The organism is Curtobacterium sp. MCLR17_039 (assembly GCF_003234745.1).
Lineage (GTDB): Bacteria > Actinomycetota > Actinomycetes > Actinomycetales > Microbacteriaceae > Curtobacterium > Curtobacterium flaccumfaciens.
On record NZ_QKTF01000001.1, the window covers coordinates 214215 to 230097 of the forward strand.

Genomic DNA, 15883 nt, shown 5'->3' on the forward strand with positions numbered 1-15883 from the left:
CCCGGAGACGGCGACACCGCGAGGTCACGCGGTCTCACAATGGTAGTCGGTGTTTCGGGGATGTTGCGTGCGAGCGGGCCCCCACGCAAGGATCCTGCGTGGGGGTCAGCCGCCGACGACGCGGCGCCCCTCGAAGGCACGACCGAGCGTGACCTCGTCGGCGTACTCCAGGTCGCCGCCGACCGGCAGCCCCGACGCGAGCCGCGTGGTGCGGATGCCCATCGGGACGAGCAGCCGGCTGAGGTAGGTCGCCGTCGCCTCGCCCTCGAGGTTGGGGTCGGTCGCGATGATGACCTCGGCCACGGTGCCGTCGGCCAGGCGCGTCATGAGCTGCTGGATGCGGAGGTCGTCCGGTCCGATGCCGTCGATCGGGCTGATCGCCCCGCCGAGCACGTGGTACAGCCCACGGAACTCCCGGGTGCGCTCGATCGCCGCCACGTCCTTCGCTTCTTCCACGACGCAGATCGTGGCCGGCGAGCGGCGCGGGTCACGGCAGATGCTGCACTGGACGTTCTCGGTGACGTTGCCGCAGATCTCGCAGAAGCGGACCCGCTCCTTGACGTCGGCCAGCAGCTCGGACAGACGACTCGGGTCGAACGACTCGGTCTGCAGGATGTGGAAGGCGATGCGCTGCGCCGACTTCGGGCCGATGCCGGGCAGGCGGCCGAACTCGTCGATGAGGTCCTGGACGATCCCGTCGTACATCAGGCACCGTCCTGGTGGAGAGCGGTCTCCTCGATGAACTGGGCGTTGAGGATCTCACGCACGACGGCCTCGCCGTACCGGCCGGCGACCGGGGCGCGGCGCGCGGGCGGTGCGGTGCGTGCGGGAGCGGCGGCGGGCTGGGCCGCGCGCTGCGGTGCGGCCTGCTGCGCCGGGGCTGCCGACGCCGCGGCTACGGGCGCTGCTGGCTCTGCTGGCGCTGCGCCGCGTCCGATCCCCGGGTCGGGGAACGGTGCGCCGTCGTCGTACGGTTCGTCGTCGAGCGGGTAGTCGTCGACCGGTACGCCCGGCACGACAGGACCGCCGGGAGGCACGGCGCCCGCTCCGGACGCCGCCTGCGGACCCGGGGTGGTCGGCTGGTCGGGCTTCCCGGCCGTGGCACCGGCCGGTCGCGCGGGTGCGGCCGACGGTGCCGGCTCGGTCGGCTGGGGCGTGCTCGTCTCGGCGGGGGCGACCGGCGCGGACGCCGGCACGGTGCCGAAGGGTGCCGCCCAGCTGGGCTCGACGGACTCCGGGACGGCGTCGGCGGTGGGGTCGCTGGCGGGGATGGTCGCGACCGCCCAGTCCGTCACCGGTGCACCGGAGGGAGCGGGGGTCGGCTCGGCCGGTGCCTGGTCGCGCTGCGGCGCGGACGCGGTCGGCGCTGCCTTCGGCTCCGGCGCGGACTTCGGCGCTGGCGCGGACTTCGGCGCCGGCGCTGCCGTCGGCGCAGGGGCTGCCGTGGACTCGGGTGCTGCCGACGCGGCCTTCGGCTCCGTGGCAGGGGCGGCCGTCGGTGTGGGGGCGGCAGCGGACGCCGGCGCCGGGGCTTCCGGTGCTGTGGGCTCCGGAGCCGGGGCCGGGCTCGCGGCGGCGGGCGCCTGCGCAGCGGGGGCCGGACGCTGGGCCGGTGCGGCCTGCTGCGCCGGAGCCGGCTGCTGCTGCTGCTGCTGCTGCTGGGGACGCTGCTGCTGTCCGGGCCCGCGGGCGACGAACTTCACGCGGAGCCCGAGGACGTCCACGATGGCGGCGCGGAGCAGTTCGCTGACGCTGGCCGAGGGGTCGGACATCTCCTTGAACGAGGCGACGTCCTGCTGGCTCGGGAACGTCAGCGTCAGCACGTCGTCGCGGAGCGCGGTGACCTGCGCCGTGACGACCACCGACCACGCCGAACGCTTGGCGTGCTGCACGTGCTCGACGATCTTCGGCCAGGAGTCGCGCATCTGCTGGAAGCCGACGGCACCGACGGTCCGGACGGCGGGCTCGTCACCGATCGTCGTGCCCTGACCGGTGGACGACGGACTGACCGGCTCGGCAGCGGGCTTCGAAGGCTCGGACTTCGCGGGCTCGCCCGAGGACTTCGCGGGCTCGGCCGAGGACTTCGCGGGCTCGGCCGAGGTCTGCGCGGGTGCTCCAGGGGTGCTCGGAGCGACCGCTGCCCACGACGCTGCGGCGTCACGAGCCACGGCTCCGGAGTCGGCCTGCGGCGCGGCGGGCTGCTCGGCGGGACGCTCGGGCGTCGTGCGAGGCGCTGCCGGAGCGGGCGACGGGGCGAGGGAGGGAGCAGGAGCCGCGGCTGCCGGCTGCTCACGACGCGGTGCAGCGGCGACGGCGGGAGCGGACTGCTCGCCGGCGCCGGCCTGGTGTCCACCGGCGTCGTGCCCACCGGCGTCGCCCACCCCGACACGACGTTCCAGTCGCTCCACCCGGGCGAGGGCTCCGCGCTGGGTGTCGTCGGCCTCGGGCACGAGCATCCGGGCAGTCATGAGTTCGAGGTGCAACCGGGGCGAGGTCGCGCCGGTCATCTCGGTGAGGGCCCGGTTCGCGATGTCGGCGGAACGGGAGAGCCCGGTCGCGCCGAAGACCCCGGCCTGGCGGCTCATGGTGTCGAGCTCTTCCGGTGAGACCCCGCGCAGGACCGCGGCGGCGCTCTCGTTGGTCGCCGCGACGACGATCAGGTCCCGCAGGCGCTCGAGCAGGTCCTCGACGAAGCGGCGGGGGTCCTGTCCGGTCTGCACGACACGGTCGATCGCGGCGAACGCGGACGCCGGGTCGGCGACGGCCAGGGCGTCGACGACGTCGTCGAGCAGGGCGGCGTCGGTGTAGCCGAGCAGGGCCACGGCGCGCTCGTAGGCGATCGCCCCGTCTTCGCTGCCGGCCATCAGCTGGTCGAGCAGGGACAGGGTGTCACGGACGGATCCGCCGCCGGCACGCACCACCAGGGGCAGGACGCCGGGGGCCACCGACACGGACTCCTGCGTGCAGAGCTGCTCGATGTACTCGAGCATCACCGCGGGCGGGACGAGCCGGAACGGGTAGTGGTGGGTGCGCGACCGGATGGTGCCGATGACCTTCTCGGGCTCGGTCGTCGCGAAGATGAACTTGACGTGCTCCGGGGGTTCCTCGACCAGCTTGAGCAGCGCGTTGAAGCCCTGCGGCGTCACCATGTGCGCTTCGTCGAGGATGAAGATCTTGTAGCGGTCGCGGGCCGGGGCGAACACGGCACGGTCGCGCAGGTCACGCGCGTCGTCGACACCGTTGTGGCTCGCGGCGTCGATCTCGATGACGTCGAGCGAGCCGCTGCCGTCGCGGGCGAGTTCCACGCAGCTCGGGCAGACACCGCAGGGGGTGTCGGTCGGGCCCTCGGCGCAGTTCAGGCAGCGCGCGAGGATGCGGGCCGACGTCGTCTTGCCGCAGCCACGCGGGCCACTGAACAGGTAGGCGTGGTTGACGCGGTTCGTGCGGAGCGCCGTGCGGAGCGGGTCGGTGACCTGCGACTGCCCGATCAGCTCGGCGAAGTTCTCGGGCCGGTAACGGCGATACAGGGCGGTGACCACGCGACAAGGGTAGCCGTCACGACCGACAACCCGCGTGCCCGTCCACAGGTCGTCCCGCCGGGCCGGACCACCCACAGGCGGTGGGCCGAGCGCCCGGACGGCACCGCGCCTCCCGTCCGTCTGGTCGACGGGCGGGAGGCGCGGTGTGTGACGCTGGTGCGGACTCAGCCGCGGGTGCGGCGGCGGAACCCGCGGGCGAGGCGGGAGAGCCCCAGCAGCAGGAATCCGAGGGCCACCAGGCCCGCCGCGGTGCCGGCGATCGGGACGACGTCCGCGCCGGTCCAGGCGAGGTCACCGGTGCCGTTGCCGGAGCCAGCGATCCCGGTGCCGGAGCCGTACCCGGAGCCACCGCCGATGCCGTTGCCGGTCCCGATGCCGCTCCCGGAGCCCCCGCCGGTCCCCGGCGTGCCGGGCAGTCCGGGCGTACCGGGCGTACCGGGCGTTCCGGGGGTACCCGGCGTGCCCGGGGTGCCGGGCATGCCCGGCTCCTCCGGGTCCACCGCGTCGTCCATCACCGTGACGCGGAGCATCTGCGCCTGCGAGGTGAACCCGCCGACCGACTGGGTGACGCGCAGCATGTGCCCGCCGACCGGCAGCCCGACCATGACCCACCACGTGCCGTCCTCGTCCGCCGTCGTGGCGACCGCGTCGCGGCCCATCGGCTGCACGGTGACGGTCGCGCCGGGCTCGGCGGTACCCGTGACCATCAGGTCGTGGTCACCGTCCTCGTCCGCCGTGTACTGCGAACCCGGTGTCGGCGAGGTGACCGCGAGCGGCTCCAGGGTGTCGACCACGATCGGCACCTGCGGCGCCGCCGAGGTCGTGCCGTTCACCGACTGCGTGGCGCTGATCGTCCACTCCCCCTCGGGGACGCGCTCGAACACGACGCTCCACGCACCCTCGTCGTCGGCGGTGGTGGCGCGGACCTGCCCCGTGGACAGGGTCACCGTCACCGCGGCGCCGGGGGTGGCCTGACCGGTCACCGTGAACGAGCCGGTGTCCTCGAAGCCGTCCGCCTGGATCAGCTGCCCGGGCTCGGGGCTCGTGATGACGATGCCCGTCTCCTGCGCGGCCACGACCGTGACGTCGGCGGTCACCGGGTCGGAGGTCCGACCGCCGACCGTCTGCGTCACGGACACCGTGTGGTCCCCGAGGGGGACGCCACCGATCGTGACCGTCCACGAACCGTCGTCGCCGGCAGTCGTCGTCGCGGTCCGGCCGTCGACGGCGACCGTGACGGTCGCCCCGGGCTCGGCGGTGCCGCTCACCGGGACCGACCTCGTCGACCCCGTGGTGGGGAACGCCTGGCCGTCGGTCGGGCTCGAGATGACGACCGGCGTCGCGGCCGTCACGGTGAAGCCGACCCGCGGGGCGTCGGTGGTGGCACCGTCGACCGTCTGGCTGGCGGCGATCGTGTGGGTCCCTTCGGCGACGTCCGGCACCGTCACGGACCACGCGCCGTCGTCGTCCGCGGTCGTGGTGACCGCGGTGCCGTCGTCGATGCGGACCGAGACCGTGGCGTTCGGTGCGGAGGTACCGGTCACGCGCACGTCGGTCGAGCCGCCGAGCACCCGGTGGTCGGCACCGTCGGCCGGGCTGGTCACGACGATCGCGTCCGCGGCGGCGACCACGACGGTCACGTCGCGCTCGATCGCATCGGACGTCGTGCCGTTCACGACCTGGGTGACGACGAGCGTGTGCTCGCCGGCCGGCACGTCGACCAGCGTGGTCTCCCACCGTCCGTCGGTGCCGACACGGACCACGACCGGGTCGGCGTCGTCGAGGACGACGCGGACCGTCGCGCCGGGCTGGCCCTCGCCGCCGACCGGGACGGTCGCGGTGGGGTCGGTGCTCGGCACGGTGAACGTGGCGTCGTCCGCCGGGGCGGTGACCGTCAGCGCCGCACCGGGTGCGACGGTGAAGGTGCTGCGCACCGCTGCGGACGTCGAGCCGTCGACCGTCTGGGTCGCACGGATCGTGTGCTCGCCGACGGCGGTGTCCGGCAGGTCGACGCTCCAGGTGCCGGCGTCGGTCGCGGTCACGGTCCGGGCGTCGCCGCCGTCGATCGTGACACGGACCTCGGCACCGGGCTCGGCGGCCCCCGCGGCGGTGAGGGTCGCGAGCGAGTCGCGCTGAGCGACCCGGATCGTGGTCCCGTCCGCCGGGGTGGCGATCGTGATCGGGTCGGCGACGAGGACGCGGACGTCCACCGTCACCGGCGCGGACTCGGTGCCGTCGATGCGCTGCGTGACGCTGACGGTCGTGGTGCCGGCCGGCACACCGGGGACCGAGACGCTCCACGCGCCGTCGTCGTCCGCGGTGGTCGACTCGGTGCGACCGTCGCCCAGGTCGACCACGATGGTCGCGCCCGGCTCGGCGGTGCCGGCGACGTCGACCGTCGTCGTGCCGTCCCCGTCGGCGACCGTGTACTCCTGGTCGGCCGTCGGCTCGGTGATGACGACCGGCGCGCCCGCCTCGATCTCGAACGTCGTCCCGACCGGGGTGGTCGAGGTCGAGCCGTCCACGGTCTGCGTCACCTCGACGGTGTGCTCGCCGACACCGAGGTCCGGCACGTCGACGCTCCACGAGCCGTCGTCACCGGCGGTGACCTCGACGGGGTCGCGGTCGTCGACGGTGACCGTCACCGTGGCGCCGGGCTGGGCGTCACCGGCGACCGTCACGGTCGTCGTCGCGTCACCGTCGGCCACCGTGATGGGGTCGTCGCCGGGCTCACGGATGACCAGGTCGGCAGCCGTGACCACGGACACCGGTCGTTCGACCGCCGCACTCGTGGTGCCGTTCAGGGCCTGCGTGACCGAGGCCGTGAACGAGCCGGTCGGCACGTTCTCGACCGTGGTCGCCCAGCGGCCGTCCTCGTCCACGGTCGCCGTGGCGCTCCCACCGTCGCCGAGGTCGACCGTGACGGTCGCGCCCGGCTCACCGGTGCCGGCGAAGTCGACCCCGGTGGTGGCGTCGTCGTCCGCCACCGTGACGGTGGTGGCACCCCGCGGCGTGGACACGACGAGCGGGGCTCCGGCACGGACCGACACCGCCGCCGTCACCGGCGTCGAGGTCTGTCCGCCGACGACCTGCGTCGCGGTGACGCGGTGGTCACCGACCGGGACGTCCTGGAAGGTGGTCTCCCACCGGCCGTCCTCGTCCGCCGTCACCGTCTCGGTCTCGCCGGTCGAGATCCGGACCGTCACCTCGGCGTCCGGCTGCGCCCGACCGGTCACCTCGACGTCGGCGGTGCCGGACGTGTCGGCGACGGTCAGGACGTCGCCGTCCTCCGGGGTCACGATGGCGAGCGCGGTTCCGGCCCGCACCGTGACGGTCTGGTCCGGACTGGAGGCGGTGGTCCCGCCGACCGTCTGGCTGGCGGTGAGCGTCGGGGTGCCGACACCGACCCCACCGAACGTGACCGTCCAGTCGCCGTCCGCGTCCGCGGTGGTGGTCGCCTCGTCGTCGCCGAGTCGCACCGTCACCGGCGCGCCCGGCTCCGCCGAACCCGCGACCACGACGTCGCGCGTCGCGTCGGCGTCCGGCACGAGCAGGACCGCGTCGGTCCCCGGTGCGGTGATCGTGACGGCTTCGGCGGCCTCGATCGTGACCGTGCGCTCGACCGGGTCGGAGGTGCGCGGGTCGGAGACGGTGCCGGCCAGGGTCTGGGTGACCGTGACCTGGTGCGCGTCGACGCCGAGGTCGGGGAACGTGACCGACCACGTGCCGTCGGCACCGACCGTCGTCTCCTGGTCCTCGGAGCCGGCGAGGGTCGCCGTGACCGTGGCGCCGGGCTGGCCGGTGCCGGTGACCGTGACGTCGCGCTCGACGTCGGGGCCTGCGACCGAGATCGGGTCCGTGTCCGGACCGGTGATCGTCAGCGCGTTGGCCGTGACGACCTCGAAGGTGATCGGGACGGCGCTCGTCACGACGTCCTCGACCTCCTGGCTGGCCGACGCCGTGTAGACGCCGGTCGGGGCGAGACCGGTCGCGTCGACCGCCCACCGCCCGTCGTCACCAGCCGTGGTCGTGAACCGGGTGCCGGGGCCGACCGAGACGGTCACCGCGGCGCCGGGCTCGGCCGTGCCGGTGATCCGGACGGTCGCGGTGGCGTCGGCGTCGACCACGACGAAGCGTGCGCCGCTCGCCGGGGTGTCGATGACGATGGCGTTGCCGGGGACCACGGTGAAGTCACGCGTGACCACCGGGCCGTCGGTGCCGTTCACGGTCTGCACGGCCTCGACGGTGTGCTCGCCGATGCCGAGCTGCGTGGTCGGGAGCTCCCAGTTGCCGGCCGTGTCCGTGACGACCTCGACGGGGTCGCCCTCGTCGATCGTGACGGCGACGGTCGCGCCGGGCTCCGCGGCGCCACGGACGACCACGTTGGCCTGGCCGCCGGTGCCGGCGGGCACCTGCTGGGCGTCACCCGGTGCCACGATGACGAGCTCGTCGCCGGCCTCGACCGCGAAGTCACGGTCCACCGGTGCCGAGGTCGCACCGTCGACGGTCTGGGTGACCGTCGCGGTGTGGTCGCCGGTGCCGACGTCGGTGAGGACCACCGACCAGGCGCCCTGCGGGTTCGCCGTCGTGGACACCGCGTCGCCGTCGTCCAGGACGACCTCGATGCGGGCGCCGGGCTGCGCGGTGCCCCGCACGGTGACGTCGACGACGGAGTCGTCGGTGGCGACCGTGACCGTGGCGTCCTGCGCCGGAGCGGTCACGGCGAGCGGGGCGCCCGCCTGCACCGTGACGACCTGGCGGACGGCCGGCGAGGTGGTCCCGCCGACGGTCTGCGTCGCCGAGAGCGTGTACCGACCGACCGGGACGTCGGTGACGGTCAGCGTCCAGGTGCCGTCGTCGTCGGCCGTCGTGGCGGCGGTCAGTCCGTCGCCGAGCGAGACCCGCACCTCGGCGCCGGCCTCGGCCGTGCCTGCCAGGTCGAGGTCGGTGGTGGTGTCGGCGTCGAGGACGGTGACGACGTCGCCGTCCTCCGGCGAGGTGATCGCGAGCGGGTCGCCCGCCTCGACGGTGAAGGTGGTCTCCACCGGGCCGGACGTGGTGCCGTCGACGCTCTGCCGCGCAGTGGCGGTGCGCTCCCCGACCGGGACATCGGCGAAGGTCGTCGTCCAGGCACCGTCCTCGTCCGCGGTCACCGCGGCGGTGAAGGAACCACCGATGCCGACGGTGACCCGGGCGTTCGGGGCGGCCGAGCCGGACACCGTCACCGGGGTGGTTGAGCTCTCGTCGGCGACGGTGATGGTGCTGCCGTCGGCCGGCTCGTCGATGGTCAGCGCTGGGGCCGCCGTCACGGTGAAGTCCCGGGTGACCGGGGCACTCGTGGTGCCGCCGACGGTCTGGGTGACCTCGGCCGAGTACTCCCCGGCCGGGACGTCCGTGACGCTCGTCGACCAGGTGCCGTCGGCGTTCGCGCGGGTGCTGGCGGTCAGGCCGTCACCGAGGTCGACGTCCACGCGGGCACCGGCCTGTGCGCTGCCGGAGAACGGGACGGACCGGGTGTCGCCGGCGAGCGGGAAGTCCTGGTCCGCCGTGGGGGTGTCGACGGTCAGGCCGGCCGCGGCCACGACCCGGAAGGGCCGGGTCACGGGTGCCGAGGTCGTGTCGCCGACGGTCTGCGTGACGCTCGCCGTCTGCTCGCCGACCGGGACCTCGGGGACGGTGACGCTCCAGGCGCCGGCGTCGTCCGCCGTGCCCGTCGCGGTCACGCCGCCGCCCAGGTCGACGCTGATGCGCGCGTTCGCCGTCGCGGTGCCCGTCAGGGTGACCGGGGCGGTCTCCCCCGTCGTCGCGAAGGTCTGACCGGCCGTGGGGGTGGTGATCGTCAGGGCGCGCTGGGCCACGACGGAGAAGTCCTGCGTCGCGGTGCCGGCCGCGGTGCCGCCGACCGTCTGGGTCGCGGTCGCGGTGCACGCACCGGTGGGGACGTCGGCGATGGTCGTCGTCCAGGTCCCGTCGGCAGCGACGGTCGCGGTGCCGGTCCGGTCCCCGCCGAGGCTGACCGCCACGGTGGCGCCGGGCTCCCCGGCGCCGCTCACGACGACGCTGCGGGTCGAGGTCGCCGACGGCACGGTGAACTGCTGTCCGGCCGTGGGCGCCGTGATGGTCGGAGCCGCGAACGCCGCGGCGCGCACGGTCGACGTGGCGAGGTCCACGGTGGCGACGTTCGCCCCGGGGAGCACGGAGAGCCGCAGGGCGTGCACGCTCCGCGATCCGGTGTCGTACCCGCGGGGGTCGCGGAAGCCGGTGGTGTCCTGCGCGTTCACGGTGAGGTCGACGACCTGACGGAGCAGCAGCACGACGGGGCTCAGCAGGGTGGAGACGGCCGAGGTCGTCGCCGTGAGCGTCGTGCCGAGGTTCGTCAGGGCCGCGCCCGTCACCAGGGGACGCACGATGGTCTGCAGTGCCGGGACGACGACGGTGTTGACCGCCGGGGCGAGCAGGGTGCCGAGCACGTTCAGTCCCAGGGGGCCACCGGTCGCCGTCACCGTCGCGGCGGCGGGCGACGTGCCGGCGAGGGCGCCGAGCGTGGTGTCCGCGCGGAGGGCCAGTGCGGTGAGCGGGATGCCCGCGAGGTTGACGTTCGCGGTGACGTTCACCCGCACGGCGGTCGAGTCGATCGTGTTGACGACCGCGGTCTGCAGCGCTGTCGGGAGCTGCGTGCCGAGGATCGTCGTGATGCTCCGGTTGATCGAGCTCACGGCCGCCTCGGTCAGCACCGACGTGTTCGCCGGCTGACCGTTCAGCGTGGTGAGCCGGTCGAGGTCGACCGTGATCGCGCCGGTCGACGGGGTGACCGTCACCGCACCGTCCGTGAGCGGCTGCTGCAGCACACGGGTCAGGGTGTCGTCGAGGTTCAGGTCGACGGTCGCGGTGACCGTCGTGCCGTTGAGGTTCACGAGTCCGAGGCTCGTCGTGCGGAGGAGCCGCTGCAGCTCGCTCGTCAGCGCCGTGGTCGTGCCGGACAGCGCCCCGTCGGCACCGACCGCGGAGTTCACCGTGCCCGAGAAGGTGCGCAGGTCGTTCCGGAGCGCCGTGCTGAGTCCGGCGACCGCCGGGCTCGTCAGGTTGAGGTCCGCGCCGGCGATCCGGTAGTCGGTCGTCGTCCCGACCGTGGTGCCACGCGTCGCCTGGATCCGGGATGCCAGGGCCCCGACCCGCAGCTGCGCGTTCGACAGCACCGTGGTGTCGGCGCCGACGCGCGAGAACAGCGGGTTGAGGTTGACCGTCGCGGCGCCGGTGCCGGACCCGGTGCCGACCCCGATGCCGCCGTCGTTCGTCAGGAGCCCCGACGACGCGGTCGCGCCCGTGGCCGAGGTCGTGGCGTACTGACCGTCGACGCCGAGGGTCAGGATGCCGTTCGCGCCGAGCAGGTCGACGTCGTTGCCGAGGTCCACCCCGACCGCGTTGAGCGCCGTCAGGTTGAGCGGCTGGTTCGTGGTGCCGCCGCCGGAGCTCGCGCCCCGCGCGGAGTACGCGCCGCCGAGCTGGGCGACCGCGTCGGCGTTCACGATGCCGGAGCCGCTGAGCAGCAGCCCCTCGGCCTCGGCGACGTCGGTCTGGGCGGCCGCAGCGGGTTGGATCGCCACGGTGGCGGCGATGAGCGCCGTCACCGTGGCGACGACGCCGCCGCGCAGGAGGAGCCGCCGACCGTCCGTCGCTCGTCCTCGAGCTCGGCCGTCGGCGCGGGTGATCCGTCGTGTCCGTTCGTCCGCTGCGGAGGGTACGGGGGTACCGGGCAGCGACGCGTGCCTGCGCATGCGTGTCTCTTTTCCTGGCGGGCGCGCCCGCCACCTGATCCTCGGAATCCACCGCTGGTGAGGCGGTGGAGGCTCCTCCGCTGGTGAGGCGGTGGAGGGTCGGAATCCTGGTTGGGGATTCCTGAGGCAGATCTTTACACATGATCAGGAAGCTGTCCGCAAGCATCGAAGAAAAAGGACGCGAGACCTCCCGAACGGGGGGCGACACCGGGGAGCTGACTCGACCCGGAACGAAGAAGACTCCTCACGCACCCGCCAGAGCCTGGTTACCCTTGCTGCGTTTCCGCCCTGGGGGAGTTGGCCTGGATGGCGTCACGTGAGGAGCCGCCGAGAAGTCTACCGGACGCGACGGGCAGACTCGAACACATGAAGATCGCCATCGCCGGAGGACACGGCCAGATCGCCCTGCTCCTCGCCCGCCAGATCACCGACGCCGGCCACGACGCCGTCGCGATCGTCCGCAACCCCGCGCACGTGGCCGACGTCGAGCAACAGGGGGCGCGTGCGATCGTCGCCGACCTGGAGCAGCTCGGCGACGACGACCTCGCGCTCCGCCTGCGCGGTGTGGACGCCGTGGTGTTCGCCGCCGGTGCCGGGCCGAACAGCGGCGCCGAGCGGAAGCTCACCGTCGATCGTGACGGTGCGATCCTGCTCGCCGACGCCGCCGAGCGTGCCGGCATCGAGCGCTACGTGATGATCTCCGCGATGGCGGCCGACACCTACGACCCCGAGCTCGCCGTCGTGCCCGCGCAGGACGACGCCGCGGTGTTCCAGGTCTACCTGCGGGCGAAGGCCGAGGCGGACGCGAACCTGCGGGCCCGACGCCTCCGCTGGACGATCGTGCGTCCCGGCGGTCTGCTCGACACGCCGCCGCAGGGCACGGTCCACGTCGGCCGGACCGTCCCGCGCGGCTCGATCCCCCGCGCGGACGTCGCGACCGTCGTCCTGCACGCACTGCTCGACGACGCCGCGGTCGGCGTGCAGTTCGAGGTCACCAGCGGCGACACCCCGATCCCGGCGGCGCTGGGCGCCCTGACCTGACCGGTCGGCGCCGGCCGCACCGTGCGGTGGACGCGACCCACGGACGGACGGGAGGCACGGAGCCAGCCCGCCCCGCGCCTCCCGTCCGCAGCCTGCCGGCGCGCCGACGCGAGGCGACACGCGCCCCACGCGCCCCACGCGTCAGAGCGCGACCGCGGCCGACTGCCGAGCGATCTCGAGCTCCTCGTTCGTCGGGATCACGAGCACCGCGACCCGTGAGCCGTCGGTGGAGATGCGGCGGGCGTCGCGCGACGCCAGCTCGTTGCGGTCCGGGTCGATCTCGATGCCCAGGTGCTCGAGCCCCGCGAGCACGCGCCGCCGCAGCAGCGCGTTGTTCTCGCCGACCCCCGCGGTGAACACGACCGCGTCGAGCCCGCCGAGCTGCGCCGTGTAGGCGCCCACGTAGCGACGGATGCGGTGGCGGTACACGGCGAGCGCCGCCTCCGCCTGCTCGTCGCCCTTGGTGGCGGCGTCCTGCACGTCCCGCATGTCGCCGTTGCCGGTCAGGCCGAGCAGACCGGACCGCTTGTTGAGCATGGTGTCGAGCTCGTCGAAGGTCATCCCGGCCTCGCGGTGCAGGTGGATGAGCACCGCGGGGTCGAGGTCGCCGGAGCGGGTGCCCATGACGAGCCCCTCGAGCGGGGTCAGCCCCATCGAGGTCTCGATGGACTTCCCGCCGTCGATCGCCGCGACCGAGGCGCCGTTTCCCAGGTGCAGCACGATCGTCTTGAGCTCGGCGAGCGGCCGGTCGAGGAACTCCGCGGCCTGCTCGGAGACGTACTTGTGGCTGGTGCCGTGCATGCCGTATCGGCGGATCCCGTACTCGGCGGCCAGGTCGGCGGGGATCGCGTACGTGTACGCGTGCGGCGGCATCGTCTGGTGGAACGCGGTGTCGAACACGGCGACGTGCGGGACGTCCGAGAAGACCTGCTTCGCGGCGCGGATCCCCTCGAGGTTCGCGGGGTTGTGCAGCGGCGCGAGGCTGTTGAGGTCCTCTATCTGCTGCTCGACCTGGTCCGTGACGACCGTCGCGCGGTCGAAGGTGGTGCCGCCGTGCACGACACGGTGACCGACGACGGCGGGCGGGTGCTCGTCGAACGACGGGCCCACCTTCGCGAACGCGTCGATCATCGCCTGGAACCCCGCCGCGTGGTCGGGCACCGACGCGGCGTCGTTCGACGACGACTCCCCCGTCAGCGCGTTGGTGTGCTTCCAGGCCCCGGCGGACTCGCCGATGCGCTCGACGAGCCCGGAGGCGAGCGTGCGCTCGTCCTCGAGTTCGATGAGCTGGTACTTGAACGAACTCGAGCCGGAGTTGACGACGAGGGCTGCGGTCACGGGGTGGTCACTTTCTGTCGGGCCTGGAGGCGCGGTGCGGGTCGGGCGGTCAGGCCGCGTCGGTCGCGGTGCCGGCCTGGATCGCGGTGATCGCGACGGTGTTCACGATGTCGCCCACCAGGGCGCCGCGCGACAGGTCGTTGATCGGCTTGCGCAGGCCCTGCAGGACCGGGCCGATCGCCACGGCGCCGGCCGAGCGCTGCACGGCCTTGTACGTGTTGTTGCCGGTGTTGAGGTCCGGGAAGATGAACACCGTCGCGCGGCCGGCGACCGGGGAGTCCGGCATCTTCGTCGACGCGACCGTGGGGTCGGCTGCGGCGTCGTACTGGATCGGGCCCTCGACGAGCAGGTCGGGCCGGCGTTCCCGCACGAACGCGGTGCCGGCGCGCACCTTGTCGACGTCGGCTCCGGAGCCACTGTCGCCGGTGGAGTAGCTGAGCATCGCGACGCGGGGGTCGATGCCGAACTGGGTCGCGGTCTCGGCGGACGAGATCGCGATGTCGGCGAGCTGCTCGCTCGTCGGGTCCGGGATCACCGCGCAGTCGCCGTAGACGAGCACGCGGTCGGCGAGCGCCATCAGGAACACGCTCGACACGATCGAGGTGTCCGGACGGGTCTTGATGATCTCGAACGACGGCCGGATGGTGTGCGCGGTGGTGTGCTTCGCGCCGGAGACCATGCCGTCGGCGAGCCCGAGCTGCACCATCATCGTGCCGAAGTACGAGACGTCGGTGACGGTGTCGCGGGCGAGCTCGATCGACATCCCCTTGTGGGCACGGAGCCGGGTGTACTCCTCGGCGAAGCGCTCACGCAGCTCGGGGTCGAACGGCGAGACGAGCTGCGCGGCCTCGAGGTCGAGGCCGAGCTCGGTCGCCCGCGTGCGGATGGCCGCGGGGTCGCCGAGGATCGTCAGCTCGCAGACCTGGCGCTGCAGCAGGGTGGAGGCGGCGCGGAGGATGCGGTCGTCCTCGCCCTCGGGCAGGACGATGCGCTTGCCGTAGCTGCGCGCCCGGTCGAGCAGGCCGTGCTCGAACATGAGCGGGGTGACGACCCCGGACGGGGCGAGCTGCAGGCGGTCGCGCAGGGCCTCGGCGTCGACGTGCTGCTCGAACAGGGCGAGCGCGAGGTCGGCCTTCCGGGGCGAGTCGGCGGCCAGGCGGCCCCGGGTCTGGGTGATCCGGAGGGCGGTGTCGTACGTGCCGAGGTCGTTCTGCGCGATCGGCAGCGAGCTCGACAGGCCCTCGAGCAGCCGGGACACCTGCGGGGCGATCTCGAACCCGCCGTTCAGGATGACGCCGGCCAGGCTCGGGAACGTCTCGGACTGGTTGGCGAGCAGCGTGGCGATGAGGACGTCGCTCCGGTCACCGGGGACGACGACGATGCCGCCCTCGATCAGCCGGGGCAGCACGTTCTCCATGCTCATGCCCGCGACGACGGTACCGAGGGCCTCACGGTCGAGCAGGGCGTCGTCACCGCGGACCAGGGTGGCGCCGGTGGCCTGCAGCAGGGCGCGGACCGTCGGGGCGACGAGCACACGGTCCTCGGGGATCGCCCACACCGGGACGTCGGGGTGGTCGTCGTGCACGGCCTGCTCGACGCTCGTCACGATGGCGGCGAGGGCGTCCGGGTCGGCACGGTTCACCACGACGCCGAACAGCTGTGCGTGTGCCGCCCGCAGCTCGCTCGTCGTGACGTCCGCCACCTGCGCCATGCCCTCGGGCGTGCGGGCCGCCCGTTCGGCGGCGTCGCGGCCACCGAGCACGAGGAGCACCGGAGCGCCGAGGTTCGCGGCGACCTTCGCGTTGAAGGACAGCTCGGTGGGGCTGCCCACGTCGGTGTAGTCGGACCCGAGCACCACGACGGCGTCGCACTGCCGCTCGACCTGGGCGAACCGGGTGACGATGGTGCCGAGGGCCGCCTCGGGGTCGGCGTGCACGTCGTCGTAGGTGACCCCGACCGCGTCGTCGTACGAGATGCCGACGGCCGTGTGCTGCAGCAGCAGCTCGAGCACGTAGTCGGGTTCGACGACCGAGCGGGCGACGGGCCGGAACACGCCGACGCGGCCGACGGACCGGGCGAGGGTCTCGAGGACACCGAGGGCGACGGTGCTCTTGCCCGTGTGCCCTTCTGCTGACGTGATGTAGATGCGGGTCGACACGAGGCCCAGGGTAGTCGCCGCACATGTCACGA

6 protein-coding genes and 1 other RNA gene are annotated in these 15883 nt (G+C 73.7%); 1 reads left to right on the top strand and 6 read right to left on the bottom strand.

Annotated features, from left to right (window positions below; genetic code table 11):
- Window positions 1-105: 105 nt before the first annotated feature.
- The 4 genes from recR to ffs form a co-directional block, all read right to left on the bottom strand.
- Window positions 106-705 carry a recombination mediator RecR gene (gene recR, locus DEJ00_RS00985; RefSeq protein WP_017888680.1) on the bottom strand — a complete coding sequence of 200 codons (600 nt, stop codon included), beginning with the start codon at window positions 703-705 and terminating at the stop codon, window positions 106-108.
- Complete coding sequence (locus DEJ00_RS00990) at window positions 705-3539, bottom strand: DNA polymerase III subunit gamma and tau (RefSeq protein ID WP_111056158.1); 2835 nt, start codon at window positions 3537-3539, stop codon at window positions 705-707. Before DEJ00_RS00990 ends, recR begins: the two co-directional genes overlap by 1 nt.
- A gap of 164 nt (window positions 3540-3703) precedes the next feature.
- A complete protein-coding gene (locus DEJ00_RS00995; protein ID WP_111056159.1) occupies window positions 3704-11314 on the bottom strand; it encodes a choice-of-anchor G family protein in 7611 nt (2536 codons plus the stop codon).
- A 232-nt stretch (window positions 11315-11546) separates the two neighbouring features.
- Window positions 11547-11643: signal recognition particle sRNA small type (gene ffs, locus DEJ00_RS01000), an RNA gene on the bottom strand.
- Between the two features lie 37 nt (window positions 11644-11680).
- Here ffs and DEJ00_RS01005 point away from each other — a divergent pair.
- A complete protein-coding gene (locus DEJ00_RS01005; protein WP_027466391.1) occupies window positions 11681-12355 on the top strand; it encodes an SDR family oxidoreductase in 675 nt (224 codons plus the stop codon).
- A 141-nt stretch (window positions 12356-12496) separates the two neighbouring features.
- On the opposite strand, the gene DEJ00_RS01010 is transcribed toward DEJ00_RS01005, so the two are convergent.
- Entirely contained in the window at window positions 12497-13693 is a 1197-nt protein-coding gene (locus DEJ00_RS01010; protein WP_027466390.1) for an acetate/propionate family kinase, read from the bottom strand.
- Between the two features lie 49 nt (window positions 13694-13742).
- On the bottom strand, window positions 13743-15851 hold the full coding sequence (pta, locus tag DEJ00_RS01015; RefSeq protein ID WP_071405020.1) for a phosphate acetyltransferase: 2109 nt from the start codon (window positions 15849-15851) through the stop codon (window positions 13743-13745).
- Between the last annotated feature and the right edge of the window lie 32 nt (window positions 15852-15883).

Coding starts and splice junctions, on each gene's coding strand:
- recR (WP_017888680.1), bottom strand. CDS start 705: ATGTACGACGGGATCGTCCAGGACCTCATCGACGAGTTCGGCCGCCTG.
- DEJ00_RS00995 (WP_111056159.1), bottom strand. CDS start 11,314: ATGCGCAGGCACGCGTCGCTGCCCGGTACCCCCGTACCCTCCGCAGCG.
- DEJ00_RS01005 (WP_027466391.1), top strand. CDS start 11,681: ATGAAGATCGCCATCGCCGGAGGACACGGCCAGATCGCCCTGCTCCTC.